A 19,509-nucleotide genomic window follows, 5' to 3' on the forward strand; every position below is an offset into this window, starting at 1 on the left:
GAACTAAAGATTAGTTGTAGATTAGGAGGTATATAAATGAAAAATATATAGTTTGAAATTTATGTAGAATCACTGCTTAAGAAAAATAATACAGGGTTTTGTTCAGCTTCGTTAAAAATTCAGAATAATTGTTTATATTAATAATTTTATATTTAAAAAAGGATAAGGGGGCTGATTTTACATTACATGCCCATTAACTTAAGACATTTTACTACCACCAAGTGTAAAAAAACTATAAAGCTAAACTTTTTATTTTGAAGGTCTTTACAAAAAAGAAACCCTTATTAAGTTCTAAAATTCAAAAAAATTTAGGGGGATTTATTATGAAAAAATTAAAAGTTGCTGTTTTAACAGGTATTTTCGCTACATCAATAGCTACAAGCGCTTTCGCTGCTTCTCTATCATTTAGTGAGACTTCAACCGAACTTGAAAAAAGTTCTAGCTTGATAACAGCAGTCGGAACAACGGTTGGTGGGTCTGGAACTGGATATGCTAAAGCATATACTGAGACTTATATTAATGGTGTTTACTACACTAGTGATGATAGCGGTAAAGTGAATGGAAAAGAAGCAACTACTAAAGCTAAAGTTGCGTATGGTAAAGGTAAAGTAACTGCAAAAACAGATCACAGAATTTGGGATTCATCTGGAGAAAAGAGTATCAGTGATGTTTCAAGAGCAACTTGGTAAAAATCTCACACAAGAGGTAATAAATATATGAACTTAAAAAAAATACTTCTTTATAGCTTATTACCCACCTGCATTCTCGCCTTTACAATTTCAGCAGTTGTAACTAAATTTTACACTAAAGATAATGTAGAATTAGTAGAAGCGGGAGCAAAAGTAGCCGATACCCGCAATGAAGAATTAAATAAAAAAATCAAAGCATCCTGGGAAAGAGCTAATACACAATTTAATATTAAAGAAACAAATTACACAAAAACTGAATGGCTAGATATTAATCATATTGCAGATAAATTAGAAGAACCAGCTAAGACAAATTATCTGGATACTTTAAGGGAATCCATCAACAAAGTTCGTCAAAAAGGCGACTATATTCCTGTAGTATATACAAACGCTGATTTATCTGAAAACATTATCTTATTTGAGAGAGAAAATAGGAAAATAGTCAAATTGGTAATAAACGAAGAATCGTCTAATCAAAAACAAGAAAGACACTGGATACTTACTTCTACGGAAGAAAAATAATAAATGAGCGTTCATAATGTCAGCCCCCTCAAAAAATGAGGGGGTTCTCCTGTTACAATTATTTGTTTGCATCAAAAGATAAAATAAGTACTTCTACTCCTTAGTTCCATATATGGTGACCCCTTAAAGCTGAAACTTTCTATTGTTATCATGGTGGAAAATTCACTTTATAATTGGGAGCTAAACGTAGAAATTTAGGCTTGACGGTGGATTCACTCATTAATTTCATCCGAAGACTTAACATAATGCAGTAAGCAGCAGTGAGCATATACCTTTATTATTCCTATTAGTTTATAAATTTTTTCATATCTAGCAAACCTCATGTAAGCATCCAAATAGGATACTTTTTTCCTTGTTATATAAAATTTATATAATAAACATGAAGTTGAACAAATTAGACGACTTCTAGAACTAATGTCTTAAACAAATGTTTGTTAAATTTCCCCACAATTAATTTCTACATAATATAGCTAGGCGATAATCTAAATGGTTTCCCTGTTTTGTATGTTGAATTAGTTTGTTTTACCCTTCTTTACATTATCTGAAAAAGAACTTGTAGTGATTCCTACAAGTTCTTTTTGTTTTTCTAGCTCAACACAAAATACAACGTTCAAACAACCGTATACCTTGAAAATAGAATAAAAAAATACAAATGAGGTATTGGTTCAAAGTGCTGAGAGTGCAATTGATTAAATTAATATTTGTAAATTGAAAATTAGTTTTACAAAACATACAAAATGTTCGTAAAATTATCTTTCTTGTCCCTCTGTTTGATTGGCTTGGAACTCCATTTTTAGTGCGATACTATCCCCCTGGAACATGTTTTGATCCATTCCGTTGTCTTCAAATATAAACTTCATCCAAAACCAATCCATTTTCCCAGACTTTAATCCCCCTGTTTCAGCCCACTTAGGATGAAATACTTTTTTGGAGGCAATTTCTGGACTTTGTGATTTTAGTTCTGCAAGAGTTGTTTCGTGTACAGGGCTTTTTGCTGGATCCCAATCCCAAAGAAATTGTACTTTAATATATTTGCCGAAATCCTCTGTATTATTATTTTGTTTTAAATCGTTTACAGTATAATCAATTTTCATCATGATATCTTTAATATCTAATGTACCACTATTTGTTAAATTGAATTTCTTTAATATTTTGTCCCCAGGTTTCAAATTTCCTAAGTTAAGTGAAGTAGTTGGTTGCATAGCTAAATCTAATGTACCTGCAGCAAATGTATTATTTGTTACAGCTTGATCGCTAAAATATGCATATGTTCCCCCACCAATTAAAGATAAACCAAGAGCGGCTGAAACCACTCCAACACCTAATTTCTTTTTCAATGACATTTTTTGTTCCTCCCATATCATTTTTATAATTTTTCTCCCTAATTAACTGAAAAGCTCCCCTCAATACAGGTATAGCATTAATTGTAAAAAATTTATATTAAAATCAAAAAATTACTTATTGAGAAAATTATGTTATTGTTTAGCTTTTCTATTTTTCAACGCCCCAAAAAATAAAGATTTTGGGATGTTCAAAATAGGCATACGCGTCCTCTTTTGGTATTTCAATACCTTTGCATAAAATCCTTTTTTGTACTTAGGGGGTATGAAAATTCTTAAGTTGATGGGCATGGGGTCCCGCCAACATAACGCGAATTTCGTACGCTTAGGAATTTTATATTTAAAAAACTTGATTTCTCCGTACGTTAAGAAGGTTCCAGAAACGATATTTATTGTTTAGTATGATACTTTGTTTTTGGTAATGAGTTTTAGAACTAGATTTCAAACATAATTCAGTCAGTTTTGATAGATGTAAATAAAGTTCCTTAAACGACGAGTTTTGGAACAAATAATAATATGTGTGCTTTTTTAACTTTGTTCAGCAATCGGGCCAGATTGTTGAATAACAGTCTTTTAAGAAATGTTATCTAACGACGCTTGTGCAAAAATAATATTGTTGTTTAATTTACAATAAAGTCATTTAAAAAATAATATTAGTTGTTTAAAAATCCTTATTCCACGAACGGAGCAAGTTAGTGAAAGCAATAGTAATTAGGTTTGACTGGGAAAATTGTCGATGATATTAAAAAAGACACCGAAGTGTCTTATGTTTTTCAAATTAAGCATACCGATAAATTGAAATTTAATTACTTAACATTATGCTTATCTTGGGAGCGAGGTATTTTATCGGTGAGTGTATACAAACCATGTAATGCTTGCTGTTAATAATGCTGACGAAATCAAAGCTGTAAGAACACTATATGTTTGCCAAATAAGTATCGTTGACCAATCGAAAGCACAGCACAGTATACCCAGGGCAATCGTAGCGATCAGGAAAATAACTGTTACGATTATTCTCTTTTTTGTCATTGGCTGCCGCTCATTCGTTTTCCTTCTGCGTAATCCTAAGAGAAATAGGAGAACGGCCAATAGGCAAAGAATAATAGTGATAGACGACAAAATGATATCCAAAAGCTGTGTGCCGCTTATTTCATATGACTGAGTTAGATTGCCGTCTAATATATCTTTAACTTTTAGTACCAGATTTATATTGGTATTTGCACCGTTGCTCAGCAAGCAGACGGCTGTTCGTTCATTTAGCAGTATGACTACTTCGGTTCTGAAATTTGGATTGCCCCCAGTGTGTTCTATAATCGTTTGTTCGGCGTTTACCGACCAGCCTGCCGCATAATACATATCGTTGACAGCCGAAACAGACATATCACCCCTATGTGATTTTTCGATAACCGTGTGAAATATTTCGGGTATGTCCTGCACAATACCCATCTGTATGCCCATCCAACGCGCCATATCTTTTGTATTAGAAATGATGTAGCCTGCGGGCTTATTCCCAGCATAATCCGGAGCTTTAAATGGAGTTGTCATAAAAAAGGAAGAACGGTAGCCCTGTGCCAACTGTCCAGTGGCTTGAGCATCTTCTTTATAAACATACGTCTGGTAAAGACCTAACGGCTGAAATACCTGTTCCCTCATAAAGTCTTCATAGCTTTGTCGCGACACAATCTCAATAACCAAACCCAATACGTCATAATTAACGGTTCCATAGTTATACTGTTCACCGGGAGGGAACGCCAATTCAGCATCTACGAGCATTTCCACAGTCTTTTGCAACATATCCGGTGTATTGCCTTGTGGAATACTTTGAGTATGCCTAATATTTGTTAGACCACTGGTATGGTGAAGAAAGTTATTTAGTGTAAGGCTTTGCATATCAACAGGTTTCCCTTGATACTTTAACGTAAACCAAGGTAAATATTTTTGGACAGGGTCAGTCATTGAGAGCAGCCCTTGCTCTTCCAACAGCATAATACCCATACCGGTAAAAGCTTTACTGACCGAGGCTAACTCATAGAGTGTATTTTCACTTGCAGACAACCCCTTTTCACGGTCTGCATACCCTGAAGAAAAGTAGAACACTTCATCATCAGCAAGTATTGAGATTGACATTCCCGGCACACCTGATATACGAGAGGCATCATCTAGCAACGCTTGTATTGCCGCAGATTTCGAATCAGACAACGCATAACTTTGTGTGGCGAATCCTGAGAATAATATAAATATCGTTAATACAAAAACAATAATCTTTTTCATAAACTCTCCTTTTTGAAAAAATATAATAGAATAATATAAATAACCTACTTTTACAACTACTAAACTAAATTTTAGTTTATCTTTCTATTCACCTATATAATATCAAGTAATTGTGAAGAGTTACACCTAACGAACAGATGCGTTAGTTCAATAAGAAAAACGAGCTTCAACAATCGGGCGCTTTTCCGGAGTAACGATAAAATCCCAATTTCTCAATTTTAATGCGAGAAATTGGGCTTATTTATGTTTACTTATAGTGCAAAATAACGCTTAAAATAAGCGCAAATTACCTCCTAAAGTGACACTTTGTAATAAAGTTTGATCAAAAAAGCCTTATAAATCCATATTTTACGATAAATCAATAAAATCCATTTTGAAAAAAGTTTGATCAAAATGGATTCTTCTTCAGTAGAATTAAAATTAGTTTTTATAAAAAAGTTTAATCATTTTTTGCCTTTGTTATTCAAAAATCGTACCCGATTGTTGAATAATTCTACTTTTATCTAATACTCTGGTCAAACATCCTACAAATAATCCTGGCTATTATAAATCAGGATGAGTCCAACTATACACATAATCCACGAAAGAGCCGATCCTGTATTATTAGCGATTTTCACTCGAAGCTTCTCGAGAGATGTTTGCATCCACCGCCCAAACAGGAGATAGAAGAGAAACAGCACGAGGGAAGGCAAGACCATGATAAAGTTGTATCCAGCTAAAATAGAAGACCATTCCACCCACGATAGATTAGAAGTAGTCATTATGCCAATTGCTACAAAATACGGAAAAGCAGTACCTACTTCAATTAGTGAGGTAGTGAATCCCAGCGCAACCATTGAAAGAATGCTTTTTGATTTTGGTGCAGGTAGGTCTGAACTTTTCTTTGTTGGAACATAAAAACTTGCTATGAACAATATCACCCCAATAATAAAGAACGTCCAGCTTACGATTCGATTTTGAAATACGCCAGAAATAATCTCAAGCAAGAAATCTAATCCTAACATGAGTGAAACTCCAACAGCAAAATAAAATCCTGCTATCGTCAATAAATAAACCAATAAACGTTTGGTAAGTCTCTCTTTATCTGTTAAAAGCAAATATACTGTTACCCCTAATGTGGCAGGGCTTAGCGTGTCCAGTAGGGCCAATCCCCCTATTAGGAGAAGTAGTTCTGTACTCATCATTCTTTCCCCCTTATTCCGGTTGAAGATTATTCTTTTCAGCCATAAAAATGGCATATGCCTGATCCATAAACTCAAGCACATCCTGTTCAATTGGGTATAATCCCAGTTTCTCTGATTGCTTTGGCGACATCCTTATTTCCCACAGCTTATCTAAAAATTCATCCTCACCTTCAAACTCCTCTAAGCATTTTTCATCCATTCTTCTAATGATATTTTGGACTTTGGGTGCTTTTGGGCCGTCCCCCATATAATGCTTTAACTGACCTATCAGAGCAATCCATTCGAGCGACTGAGGGTTGTCACTCGTCATACTGGGAACCTTTTCCCATAATTTTATATCTCTGTCTTTAAATAAAGATTCACGATAATACTGCTGTATTTCTTTATCTTTATTGGATAATTGCATAATCTTTTGAATCGCGGTCCAGTTTTCTATTCCTTCTATCGCAATTCCATGTATCAATTCCCTTATGGATAACTCTATTTTCTTTAAATTTTCCTGTTCTTTTATTACAAAAGATAATTGACTCTTTAAACTCTCCGACCAATCCCACTCACTGGAAGCGAGCATATTTTTAATCTCGTGTAACGAAAATCCAATCTTTTTTAAAAATTGAACTTGCTGTAGTTTTTTTATCTCTTCATTCGTATATAAACGATGGCCGCCTTCTGTTTTGGATGCTGGTTTTAACAGGCCAATTTTATCGTAGTAACGCAGTGTTCTTACTGTAACACCTGCCAGCTCTCCAACCTTATTAATGTGTATCAACTAATAAACCTACCTTCCTGTACGTTAAGATTCTAGCATTAACAACTGCCTTATTCTTTTCTCACTTGTCCTTACCATAAGTCTTTATGTATTTATTCTTCTTTACTAAAAAAATTCTGAAGTAAGTATCCTGCTCCCAAGCCAATCAGTACACCTGGAAATGCATGATGCATGATCAATCCAATACCTGCACCTATAATGACACACCCATAAATAATAATATCTTTTTGTTTCATTTATAAACCTCCTAATTTTTTAATCACATTTATCTCGAGAACACTAAGTAGTTACTAAATAGTATATAAAATGACCTAACGTCAGCTTCAAGTTTTTATTTTCTTTTTTGATTTCCATATATTAATTTATACGGAAATTACAATTACTGTGGCATCAGCATATTCTGTAGGTTTGAAATAAAGTTCGATTAAAAATACTTCGCAAACTCATGCTTTACGATAAATAAAAAGAAACCATTTTGAAAAAAAGATTGATTAAAATGGTTTCTTCTATAGCAGATTTAAGTTTGATTTACATAAATAAGTTTAATCATTTTCTATCTGTGTTATTCAACAATCGTGCCCAATTGTTGAATAACATAACTGGCGTTTTTTAAACAACTTTATTATCGCTGTACATAAAGATTGATTAAAACAGATTAAAGATTTAAAATGAAGAATAATTAACATAGCGGGAGGGGAAATACGTGATTACACTAAAGCCTATGGCCGAAGAGGAGTTTCAGCGTTATTGTGAATATGCGATTGAAGATTATGCGAAAGAGAAGGTTGCTGCTGGAAATTGGAGTGAAGATGAAGCCGTTAACTTGTCCAAAATAGAATTTGACCGGCTGTTACCAAAAGGTGAAAAAACTGAGTACAATTATTTATACTCTATCTTTCATGATCAAAATCTAGTTGGAATGATTTGGATTGCGCAAAAAGCGCCTACAAGTAATGAGGCAGGTTTTATTTATGACTTTATTATTTTTGAACAATATCAAGGGTTAGGGTATGGTAAAAAGGCAATGAAAGAACTTGAAGTGATTGCTAAAGAATTAGGAATGAAAAAAATTGGACTTCATGTTTTTGGTCATAACAAAGTTGCTCGTGGATTATATGAAAAATTAGGCTATGAAATTACAAATATAGATATGATAAAATCCATTTAAGAAAGCTATTTATAAGTATTAAAAGGGGACTTATGCTCATATCATTGCATTCACAAGTGAAAGTTATCGTTTACGAAATGCTTTATCTTCTGGAAATACCAAAATTAACATTTAAAAAAGTAGCTGCGCGCCTCTGGAATTTTTTCTGCATTTTTCAGGAATTGCTGCTTGCACAAAACATGATTAAATTACAACTTTTTATAATAAAGTCTGATCATTTCTTACTCCACAAAAGCCCCTGTTAGCGACATAAGGATACTCTCGCTTTTTTAAATTCTTTTGAGATCTCCTTGAATGATTGCGTACATATATAAATCATCAAATTTCCCACAAGTGTATTCATAATGCCTCAATAAACCTTCTCTTTTAAACCCCTGATTTTCTACTAATTTTTGTGATGATAAATTCGCAGGATCAATTAGAGCCTCAATTCGTTCTATTTCAAAGTGTTTATAGCCATATTTAATAACAGCTTCTAAAGCTTCACCAGCTATTCCTTGTCCCCAATATTCTTTATTTAATTCAAACCCTATTTCAGCTCGATAATGTTTAGGGCGCATATTAAGAAAGCCACAACTACCTATAACAACACCAATGTTTTTCTGTGTAATCCCCCACCTTATACCTGTACCTTCTTCCAATATAGATTTATACCATCTTATTTCGCTCAAGACGTCATTTGGTGATTTGTATGGTTCTAACCCCATATGTTTAACAACGTCTTTATCTGAAAGGTATTTATACATATCGTTAGCATCCTCTGGTGTCACTTCTTTTAAAATTAACCTTTCTGTTTCTATGATTGGAAATTTATTCATCAGAAAGTCTCCCTCTATAAGTATTGGTTTTAGTAATCTTATAATATTTTCTATTCGGGGTCACCATCAACTTAAGAAATTGATTGTTCTCCATAACAAAAGAAATGAACCGAATTCTCATGAATAACTGTAAAAAGTTAAAATTTTCGTTATGGAGGTCTCTCAAAATCTTAGCTTGATGGCGATGTGGCGGTACCCATTAAATAGCAAGTGTAGAGATTGCTTGTTTGTAGATTAGTTGTTGTTTACCATGAATCATCATTAGGACGGTAAATTTATCTGTTGCAAGGATCTTCCCACGTACTGGAACGCCATTCTTTAAAAATACTGTAACTGCTCCTTTTTTCTCTTTCAATTGTTCATACATATCTTCTTGTAAATTAAACATGAAATGCGCCCCCTGGTTTCTTTGTATTTACTATTCTTCTAATACCTGCTGCTTTTCACTGTTGGATATTTGTGATTCCCATTCACTTTCTATTTTTCTAAACCATTTTCCTATTTTGCTTAGATAATATCTTTTTACTTCACCATTAGGAATCCAAATTTCACGTTCTTGTATTTGATTCATCACTTCATGAAGAATCTCATCATGTTCATACTTCCTAGGTTTTCTATAATGTGTTTTTACAAACTGTGTATATTCTCTACGTAACCAATTAGAAATATGTTGCCTTTGTCTTTGCTTGAGATGTGACCATTTTTTATTTGTTTGAAGGATTTTTCCATTTACTTTTATGTGGTTTTTCATCGACACTCATCCCCTTTTACTAGCAAAACGAATATATCACTATCGTATCACATTTAAATCGAAATACTGCTCTAGATACATATTTCGCAAGAAATCTATCCGAAACAAACCATACATGATCTATTTAGCGGCTGACTTCAACATAAGATTAAATGTAGAATATTAATTAGGTATTTAGTTTTTTATTAAATATTACGGTACGTGAAATTTTATATTTCCTTTATTAAAAAAAGCCCCTTGAAAGGAGCATTTATTTTACAAGATACTGTTCTACTTCTTTTAGTAATAATTCTGCACCTTCTGGACTTAATGTTATCTTACCATTTGCTAATGCTATGTTACGATTTGACACTTCTCCTGTTAATGCACAAACATGACCAGGCTGATACTTCTGTAAAATGATGTCTTCCCCTTCTACAAAAATCTCTAAAGGTGATTTTTCTTTAATCCCAAGCGTATTTCTAAGTTCCTTTGGAATTACTATACGCCCTAATTCATCCACTTTTCTAGTTACTCCGGTTGCTTTCATCCAGCATATTTCCCCATTTCATTATCAATTTGTACCCAAGTTATTCTTTACTATTGTAACAGGCTTTTTCCATACACGGGAAACATAATGATCCAAAAACTAACGATCATAACCAGAATTTCTTTAAACCTTTGCTGAAAGGAAATACGCCCTTCTCCCATTCTACATGCCCCTTTTCTCTACATCTTTTTATATGTTAAAACATAGAGGAACGAAACCTGCCCATTTATTTTCCTGATGATCACTCATGACTTTGCTCTTTGTTTTCTTTTGCCAATCAATACCTTTTATTTTACATACTTATACTTGTTTCCCAGCATCACAAAACATAAACTCTTTAATTTTCTTGACCTTGCTTTATTAAAAATAGAAGATTGTTCATCACTTTATTGATTTTTCGATCCATTCTCTGTTTCCCCTCTTAACAATTTTATAACTAATAATCCATTTTATAAAGGAGCTTGTAAAATAGCCGTTTATAAAAGAACAAGTAAAATATAGTAAGGATTTTCAATATCATTCTTATATTTATACAATTTTATCGTCATTGTATACATCACATACTTTAATTAAACTAAAAGTAATTAGATATTATTATATATACTATTTCATCTATAAATTTGTTGTAAAACTTTAAAAAATAAACAAGAGTTTTTTCTCTTCAGGGATACCTAGTCTTGTACGTCAAAGTTACGGCATTAAACAGGTATCTAATTCTGCTATTAACTATTGATTTAATAGGCTTTATGAACTTTTTCTTATTGTTAGGCCGGAATACTATTTGATATCTAACAAACCTTTGAATAAAAAATCTTAAATAATTAAATGTTAGGACAGAATAGCATTTAATATTGGTTATACACTTAAAACTGAGGTATTCTAAATATACAGCAAATATAACAAAATATGACTGAATTCAATTTTAAGTTTTTATTAATTTTTAATTTCTAAAACATGATTTATTAAATCTAGTATTTTGTCTCTTTTTGTTGATTTTTAGGGAGACTTAGTATATCTACTAGAAGATTCCCTAATTTTTTACTTAATTAGATAAACTGTACTCATATTAGTTGAATAGATACAATTAAATTTTATTTTTTTATTCCTTGAACCACTGCTACTACATAGTCTATATTTTGCTTCAATATATTATCTATTGTTTTAAGCATTTATTGGAAATCTTTCATGTTAACAATTATTTGATAGGCTAAGATTAACGGGATGGAATTTCATAGTATTACATTTTTTACTTTTTTGAAGCAGGATTTATATATTATTGTACCCATAATATATAAACTTTCATTGTCTATCCTTAAGGAAGTCCGTCATTCTAACAGTTAATATGCAAAATTGTATACTTGCATTGTATTGTATTCCTTTAAATCTAACAAAATAATATTAAATTCTTTCTTCCATTTATTTTTTCTTTTAATATATTTTAGTTCAAAGTATGATCGTCACACTAATAAATGCCTAAATCTATTGCCCCTTCCCCCTATATTCATTTCATATCGAATTATAGATGTATATTATTCAGAAATCTGGCCCATACTAATACACATGAAACCTAAAACTGAGTTTTTAAAGCTATGTATATTTAATATTTAAACAACACATTTAATCTCCGAATAACCCTCATTTGAGATTCACAACCTAACAAATAATATCAGCACCTTTTTAAAATTCAAGTAATACATACTATGCAAACTTTTATACAATAACAAAACGCTACTTTAACGCATAGCGTTCACATATAAATAAAGCTTTTTATTTGCTTTTTAGGCATATGTAATATAAAAACCGTACTTAATTGCTAATTCTATTAATGAAAGCTTTGATTCTATTGCAAATATCTAGTAAAATTCTTATATCAGCAACAAACTTCTAATATTAATAGTTAGTTTTAAAATAATTTTCTACGTACATTAATGTTGTATAAATACTTGTTCACTTCCAACAATAAACGCTATTAGAACGAATAGCGTTTATTATTGAAAAAACATTAACGCTAGATGTATAGACTGACTTAATATATAAGTATGTATACAAACAAACTGATATGAGTACAAATGATTAGATGGCTGCCTATAAAAATTTCTACTCTTAAAGGAAAGATCTTTTCAAGAACGAATCAATATCTAACACACAAATAATGGAGGTGTGAAGTTTGGAATATGGATATTTTGCACAAGAAGTAGCAAAACAACTAGATATAAACACCAATACACTTCGCAGATGGTCAATTGAACTAGAAAAAATGGAATATATATTTGAAAGAAATGAGCGTAATCAACGAATTTACTATGAGAATGATATAGATATCTTAAAGCAAATGAAAGAATACTTAAATCAAAACTGGAAACTAGAAGAAGCTGCAACAAGAAGCATGGAAAACACTGAAGAGAACGCTCGGAAAACGGATAGCGTTCATGAGGAAAATGAAGTTCAAGTAACGCTCAGAAAACGTTCAGAAACTGATATTTTGATGATTCAAGAAAAATTTTCTCACATGCTTGAGCAACAAGATAAAATTGTACAACAGAACCAAGATATCATTAAATTGTTATTACAGGAACGTTCAGAAAAAGAAGACAAAGATCTACAGATTCAGTTATTACAAGAAAAACTAGATAAAGCAATTGAACTATTAAATGAAGATCGCCAAGAACAGCAAGATAACACCAAAAAAACGTTCATTCAACGTTTATTTAATCTAAATTAAATCATATATACGTTTTTTATCAAATATATCTAATTGGGCAAAAAAAAGCGGTAGCTACCGCTTTTTTTTACTCATTCTTACAACACGAATACGTAGTTCTGTAAAAAAATTTCTATGATATGTTTTTTTCTCGTTTAATTTCAAAGAGTGTAACTTGTGTTACTATTCCTAACTAGAATAAACAGCCCCTGATAATTGAATGAATCCATGAACATGATGCTATTATAAGGGTTGATTAATTACATAAACTTTATACTAAAATCATCAAAAAGCATCCTGTCATTGGCAAAGAATACTTATAATTCAGTGGTATGCTCAAAAATAGAAAGCTTGTAAAAGCGATTAGTGACATGTCTTGGTCACAATTTCAAACAATATTGAAATATAAAGTAAAGTGGTGTAGTGAACAATTAGTTGTAATATCTAAAACATTTGCTTATAGTCAATTATGTTCCAATTGCGACTATAAAAACATAGATGCTAAAAATCTAATCATTCGTGAGTAGGATTATCCTTATTGTGGCACACATCATGATGAAGATCATAACACAGCGCTCAATCTTAGAAATGAAGCTAACCGTAGGAACTCTCGGGATAGCCTACTGAATTAGAAACCGTTAGGATTCTGTACTTAGGTATCTATTACCTCAAGGATACTAAGTGCTCAGTTGTCCAATATATATTGCTAATAGAAACATGTTAATCCTATTTCCTAAAATTAGTTAAGTGTATTCTTTGCCGATTTTTAGGGAGGATTGACTAATCCTCTAATTCCTCAACTACATAATAAATCCATATAGGAAACCGCATGCTTTTTCTAGTATTCTTTAATTCATTTTGCCAGATTAGATTTTTTTATATAAATTGTCATCAATCACAGCATTCATTATTACTAAATCCTACGCGTTATAAACGCTATTAATAAAGACTATATCTTTACTTCTAAAATTACATTATGTCCTTAAAGGAAAAGTATTATATTAATGCACTGAATCTCTAGTGAACGCTATGCGTTCACTATTTACAAAACGTTAAATTAACGTTTTGTAAGCGCTCATCTCATTTTTCCATATTGTATTAAACTATTTTCCATTTAATATCCTTACAGATCGTTTCGGTTTCAAAACACTAAACACAGAAAATCTTCCATTCTCTAATTTGTTAGGTCGCTATAACATAGTTCCTAGGCCTTTTAGACGAATCAAATCGCCCTTATGATTTAAAGATATGTACCACAAGAAGAACACGCCCATTAATGTCTATGTTTCCGTAATCATACTTCGAACATAGTCAGCTAACATCATCTGCTTTTAATGTAACAACTACTTTTTTTCATACCACTTCGGTTTAAATTCTTCATAACATATATATAACATTGTGAAGCTCTATGCTTCATTTAGTCAGGATCGTTATTATAACGTTCATTAGTTATTACAACATAGAAACATACAACTTTATTATTGGGCTATTAATTGATACACCTGTTATCAGATTTTATATATTGCTTTAGCATAAATTGCGTCCTTTAAACAACACGGAATATTGATATTAAAGGGATAGACGCTGAAATAACGGGTAGCGTTCACGTTAAAAAAACAATCGATAACATTTAAGTTAAAGACAATTTCAGCATAACCACAACTACATATTTTTTTGTCCTTTCTTATAGGTTCCAAAAACACTCCATATATTCCCAGTCCACTTTAATATATTTGTCAGATTGTATTTGTTATATTAAGTGTAACATTCAATTAAGATAAATCTTAAGATCTGTAATAATAAAACAGCATTATACAATCGCAGCATTCATTATTACTAATCCATACGCGTTATGAACACTGTTAAATAAAACATATCTATTCTAAAATCACATGATACTTTTAGATGTAAATATATCTTAACGTATCATATTAATGAACCGAATCCCTTGTAAACGCTATGCGTTCACATTTCACAAAGCGTTAAATTAACGTTTCCCAAGCGCTCATACTATTTTATTTCTTACTATTGTATTAAACATATTGCGCCTAAACAGCCTGCGAGAATGTTTGAGGCGCAAGATCACTAAGTAAAAAGACACTCCATTTCTTAATTTGTTAGGTGACTATTCTCCTAATTCCTACGCTTTATAAATGAACCACTTCGTTTTTATGATATAAACTTTTGTTAATACCTTTATCATAATGTGTGTTATAAGAAGGAAACTCTCATTAACATCTATGACACGGATAAACTTAGGGGATTTCTTAAAATATGCCCATGGAAGATTATACTTTGCTTCTTGCAAGTTAATTCCTACTTAAAGAATTTAATACGATATATTTTTACTTCATTTCGTTGGAATTGTTGTTATAACATTCAGTACTATTTATAAAACACTTAATATATATATTAATATATATTATACTAATTTATGCATAAATATATTTTAGGTCGGTTTTATCATTCCAATGGAACAAAACATCATTTGAGCACTTATTTTATTAATTGATACGCCTGTTATGAGTAACGCTCTTTGAACAACTCCTAACGTTGTAGTTAAAGGATTAGTCGGTGAAATAACGGATAGCGTTCACGTGAAAACAAACAGTAAAATAACACTTCGATAACGTTTAGATTATACAAGAATCCTGATTCCTTAAAATATCCATTTAATCTATAACGTCTTCGATTTAGTGATATCATTTAAAAACATAGTTGCTTAAATGTAGCATTCTCAAAATTATTGCATAAGTTTTATCAATTCCTGACAAAGGATTTCTTCTTCAAAAATGTGAAGGTGGGAGATGCATACCGATTGGCTTGTTACCATATAATTGTACAGATTGCTTTTTTACGAATACTTTAGATTTGATATTCGTTGCAGAAAACTGATTGCAATTGTAAAAGCTTCAACGTTCTATCGTCCCACACTTGACGAAATTACGAAAACCAAGATAAAGCAGGAATGTTAAATAGGTCGCAACACTGTTAAGTCGCGTAGTTCAATATTAATAGTATTCTCATATTAAATACATTCTATGCAAAAAAATATTTAGTAGTGTTAAAAATATATTTTGATAGCAACATGACCGTTTTTATAACGTTCATGAAACCCACAATGTATGATAGTAATTTTCATTACATTCATAAATCCCTATTACACAATATTACTATTTCTTTATAACTATATTGTAAGGCTAAGAAATGAATTGATTTGTTTTTTAAATTAATCCTAGATTAATATATCTATTATGATATATGTCATAATAATGAAAAATTCATTCGCAAAACTTCTAAAATAACTGACTAGAAGCACGGGATCCGATACAACTATAACTTTCTCCTCATTCCATTTTGCTTTGGGTTCCAACATTCTTGAAAATTATATCTAAGATACTTCAAAAATCATTGCCTTCTTTATGCTACATATGCCACTTTTCAAAATTCTTCGTTCTTCTGAAAAGAGTACGCCTTGCTTTTGCTAGCTAGTTTCTACTGTCCGAACGAATTTAGTTTTTTATAACTTGAAAAACTCTTTAATTCCTAATCACATATCATTTCCAACATAAGTACCAACTTTCCTTAATTCTTTTATGTAACGTCTAACAGTTGTACTAAATCACGATCTTCGCAAACTACGTTCTACTATAGATATTTTTGTTTGATTACCTATTGTAACGATATTTCCATTCGTTTGTTTCTTGTGGAAGATTTTATTTTGTTTGAACTAGAGTCATACATATGATTACGTCTACCGCACTCCCCCCCGAACTAAGGTTGATATTCCACATCTTCATATGTTTAAGAAAAGAATCTTCTTTTTAATTGCAATCATATTATCTCTTAGCCAAAGTTTCTGCTCTACCCATCAAAAACATCTAATTAATAACTATATAAATATGCCATTAAAAATTGATTCAAGAACGCCCCGACACCAAATAACAACGCCTAAATAACACTTCTAAAACGTTCATAAAATAAAACTTTTGCATTTACTTCAACTTAAGAAATTTAAATATATACTCCAAGAAGAATATCAGATGATATAAAATTTTTGTTAAAGAATTTGGTATCTTATCATACAAATTTAGAGTTAATTTCAAAAATAAAACAAGAGCAATAAAGGTTATTCATTGTCTATTTAAACATCTTACTTTTAAACTTTAAATCAGCATTCCCGCGATTAGTATAATTGATTCTCCGTGAACGCTATGCGTTCACGGAGAATCAATTACTACATTCCTACTAAAAAACAGTAAATGTATGCAAACCAAACAACACCTTAGATATATACCCAATCCCAAATCTTATTATATTAATTGCTTCAGAAAGAAGTTTTACTTTTAAAAGTATGTTACCAATGGATTTCCTAAAAACACCTTTTCAACATAGCTTTATATTGCCACTATGATCTAAGTAAGTATGTATGTAGAAACTACTTTGATATCTATGTCATTATTTATATAGAAATATTTCAATTGAATTTCTTTTCAACATATACCAAACTACTTTTTTAATATCGAACTCGAAAATTAAATTTATAGATTTTATCATTTCGTAAACTTTTTTCTCTTTAAAATCAACTTTAAATGTTGCTATTACAATGTTTAACGCTTTAAAAACGCCTAGTGTTCATCTGCTAAGTTCGCCAAGTAAACACCATAATAACGTTTGTTTAGCGAATATATATGAATCTGTAATTAATCCTGTTCAATTTTTATATTCAAATCAAATTTCATAGATTCTCTATTCTTTTAAAGGAGTGCTACAGATACAAATAGAACATATACAACAAAAATACATACTCAAGATATTTTTTTCTACATATTACACTTGATATGTAGAGGGTTAATTTGCATACTACTTTTTTAGTCTGTTTGTTATAGATATCATCAAAATAGCCAAAAACAAACTTATATAATAAAGATCTCAATTTAATACCGTCTTTCAATGCGTTATTACACCAAAAAACATCTAAACTTCCAATCTCATTTCCTTATCAGCAACTTGTTTATAAAAAACATTAAAAATGTTGATTTAAAGGGGTTTAACGCATTGAAAACGCCTAGCGTTCACACAATATCAAACACCGAAATAACACTTTTATAACGTTTATTGGGCTAACCATTTTTACTATTCAAGTATGTATAAGTCATATTCGCAATTAATCTTATTTGCATTCTAAATTTCCTTCTCTCGATTAAAATATATACCTCATTCCACTAGATATCCCTTGGATTCCCGAAATATATCATCAATAGTCTATCCATAAATCACAGAAATAACTTGATATTTAAAAAGACATCTTCAACAAACGTATCCCTCCCGCCAATAACACACTTTATATATTCTAGATATATTTAAAATATATCTAGAATATATAAAGTGTTAAAACCGCCCAAAAATAACTTGAATACTTTAATTGAATATCTAATTTATATCTAAAATATATTTATTTTAGATTTTAGATATATTTATTCTTCAAAAACCTTATAAAATCCTTGTCGCTAGGGATTTTATAGGTTATAATATATTTATTAGATATAAATTAGAAATAAAATTCCTAGAGGTGATGTATAATGGCAAGTTTAAAAGGCAAAACTCTTCATATAGACATAGAAGGTGATATTGGGAACGATTCGTTTAAAGGTTACATCAATGGTGAATACATAAAAATGAAAAATGTATATCAAAGTGTCTACTCAATGCCTAATGTTACTGAGACAAACATCCAAAAAAACGTAGTTAATTTAGTAGATAATATGTTCGTGAATATTGCTAGTAAATCAATTCGAAGATCTGGAATGTATTTCATTGGTAATCGTGCGATGTTAACAGGGAAAAACCCTAAAAACATGAACATTAAAGTAGGTCAAAAATATAATGATGATTTACCACTAATTAATATGCTAGGATTAATTGCAAACAAATCAGTTCAACTTGAATGGGAACGCACAGAACAACTACCACAATCAATCAATGTGACTGTTGACCTTATTTCAGCTATCCCAGCAAGCCAATGGACACCCGTAAACGCTAAACATTTAGAACAACGTTTTACTAATTCAAATCATGTTGTAGTGGTTTATGTAGGAGAAGAGCAGGTAACGGTTAGCTTAACATTTAATAGTGCAAACATTACACAAGAGGGTGTTCCTCCGTTATTTGCAATTCTTGAAGGGGAAGAGGAGATGTTTACTGATTTCACTAAACTATATGCAAAAAAACTTGAAATCAAAAAAATTGACGGCTCTTTCTTTAAAAACAAAAAGATTTTACATTCTGATATTGGGGACGGAACAACTGAGTATATCTACACAGTGGGCGTGAATCCAGTAATTGATGCTTGTAGCGGTGAAAGACGCGGTGTCGGTCATGCTACAGAAGAAGCTGTAAAATTATTAAATCAAGAACGTGGCACAAACATTAAACGCCAACAATTCTCTCAAATTCTTCAAGATATAGATCATAAATACCATGAAGAGGCAACAACACACTTTAATATTACAAAAGTAGAACAAGCAGAACTAATCCTAGAAGATACAGATGAAAAATATGTAAACAATACAGCCAGTGAAGCTGAAGTTTTATGTGTGTATGGTGGGGGAAGTATTACTTTTAAAGATGAATTATATAATCAATTATTAGATTATTGTGAGCGAGTTGGAATGTATTTATTGTGGATTCCGGAGAAATACGCTGTAGATATGAATGCTAAAGGGATGCAAATTATCAAGAAAATTCTTTCTCGAAAAAAGGTGAAATAG

At 31.2% G+C, this 19,509-nt stretch carries 14 protein-coding genes and 2 pseudogenes; 7 read left to right on the forward strand and 9 right to left on the reverse strand.

Annotation, left to right across the window (positions count from 1 at the left end):
- Nucleotides 1-323 precede the first annotated feature (323 nt).
- Entirely contained in the window at nt 324-689 is a 366-nt protein-coding gene (locus ACTJJY_RS28530; RefSeq protein ID WP_440607153.1) for a hypothetical protein, read from the forward strand.
- 27 nt (nt 690-716) lie between these two features.
- Complete coding sequence (locus ACTJJY_RS28535; RefSeq protein WP_440607154.1) at nt 717-1,208, forward strand: hypothetical protein; 492 nt, start codon at nt 717-719, stop codon at nt 1,206-1,208.
- 749 nt (nt 1,209-1,957) lie between these two features.
- Here the strand turns inward: ACTJJY_RS28535 and ACTJJY_RS28540 are convergent.
- From ACTJJY_RS28540 to ACTJJY_RS28560, 5 genes are all read right to left on the reverse strand, one after another.
- The gene (locus ACTJJY_RS28540) at nt 1,958-2,551 is read right to left on the reverse strand and encodes a TasA family protein (RefSeq protein WP_440607155.1); all 594 of its coding nucleotides are present in this window, start codon (nt 2,549-2,551) and stop codon (nt 1,958-1,960) included.
- Nucleotides 2,552-3,391: 840 nt separating this feature from the next.
- Entirely contained in the window at nt 3,392-4,819 is a 1,428-nt protein-coding gene (locus ACTJJY_RS28545; RefSeq protein WP_440607156.1) for a serine hydrolase domain-containing protein, read from the reverse strand.
- 524 nt (nt 4,820-5,343) lie between these two features.
- Nucleotides 5,344-6,000 (reverse strand): GAP family protein, encoded by a 657-nt coding sequence (locus tag ACTJJY_RS28550; protein ID WP_172852259.1) that lies wholly within the window; start codon nt 5,998-6,000, stop codon nt 5,344-5,346.
- Nucleotides 6,001-6,013: 13 nt separating this feature from the next.
- A complete protein-coding gene (locus tag ACTJJY_RS28555; protein ID WP_440607157.1) occupies nt 6,014-6,772 on the reverse strand; it encodes a MerR family transcriptional regulator in 759 nt (252 codons plus the stop codon).
- A gap of 92 nt (nt 6,773-6,864) precedes the next feature.
- Complete coding sequence (locus tag ACTJJY_RS28560; protein WP_440607158.1) at nt 6,865-7,008, reverse strand: hypothetical protein; 144 nt, start codon at nt 7,006-7,008, stop codon at nt 6,865-6,867.
- 467 nt (nt 7,009-7,475) lie between these two features.
- On the opposite strand from ACTJJY_RS28560, the gene ACTJJY_RS28565 reads away from it, so the two are divergent.
- Nucleotides 7,476-7,940 (forward strand): GNAT family N-acetyltransferase, encoded by a 465-nt coding sequence (locus ACTJJY_RS28565; protein WP_440607159.1) that lies wholly within the window; start codon nt 7,476-7,478, stop codon nt 7,938-7,940.
- Between the two features lie 31 nt (nt 7,941-7,971).
- Nucleotides 7,972-8,055, forward strand: a pseudogene (locus tag ACTJJY_RS28570) (ATP-binding protein); the annotation flags it as partial.
- Between the two features lie 154 nt (nt 8,056-8,209).
- Here ACTJJY_RS28570 and ACTJJY_RS28575 read toward each other — a convergent pair.
- From ACTJJY_RS28575 to ACTJJY_RS28590, 4 genes are all read right to left on the reverse strand, one after another.
- Complete coding sequence (locus ACTJJY_RS28575; protein WP_440607160.1) at nt 8,210-8,758, reverse strand: GNAT family N-acetyltransferase; 549 nt, start codon at nt 8,756-8,758, stop codon at nt 8,210-8,212.
- A gap of 199 nt (nt 8,759-8,957) precedes the next feature.
- The gene (hfq, locus tag ACTJJY_RS28580; RefSeq protein WP_440607161.1) at nt 8,958-9,146 is read right to left on the reverse strand and encodes an RNA chaperone Hfq; all 189 of its coding nucleotides are present in this window, start codon (nt 9,144-9,146) and stop codon (nt 8,958-8,960) included.
- A 30-nt stretch (nt 9,147-9,176) separates the two neighbouring features.
- Nucleotides 9,177-9,509 (reverse strand): transposase, encoded by a 333-nt coding sequence (locus ACTJJY_RS28585; protein ID WP_440607162.1) that lies wholly within the window; start codon nt 9,507-9,509, stop codon nt 9,177-9,179.
- Between the two features lie 250 nt (nt 9,510-9,759).
- Complete coding sequence (locus tag ACTJJY_RS28590; RefSeq protein ID WP_002090664.1) at nt 9,760-10,038, reverse strand: AbrB/MazE/SpoVT family DNA-binding domain-containing protein; 279 nt, start codon at nt 10,036-10,038, stop codon at nt 9,760-9,762.
- A 2,167-nt stretch (nt 10,039-12,205) separates the two neighbouring features.
- Here ACTJJY_RS28590 and ACTJJY_RS28595 point away from each other — a divergent pair.
- The 3 genes and pseudogenes from ACTJJY_RS28595 (at nt 12,206) to ACTJJY_RS28605 (ending at nt 19,509) form a co-directional block, all read left to right on the forward strand.
- Nucleotides 12,206-12,760, forward strand: a complete 555-nt coding sequence (locus ACTJJY_RS28595; RefSeq protein ID WP_440607163.1) for a MerR family transcriptional regulator — start codon at nt 12,206-12,208, stop codon at nt 12,758-12,760.
- 203 nt (nt 12,761-12,963) lie between these two features.
- Nucleotides 12,964-13,371: pseudogene (locus ACTJJY_RS28600) on the forward strand (zinc ribbon domain-containing protein); the annotation flags it as partial.
- A 4,950-nt stretch (nt 13,372-18,321) separates the two neighbouring features.
- On the forward strand, nt 18,322-19,509 hold the full coding sequence (locus tag ACTJJY_RS28605) for a ParM/StbA family protein (RefSeq protein ID WP_098852355.1): 1,188 nt from the start codon (nt 18,322-18,324) through the stop codon (nt 19,507-19,509).

The organism is Bacillus sp. 22475 (genome assembly GCF_052044835.1).
Taxonomy (GTDB): Bacteria; Bacillota; Bacilli; order Bacillales; family Bacillaceae_G; genus Bacillus_A; species Bacillus_A cereus.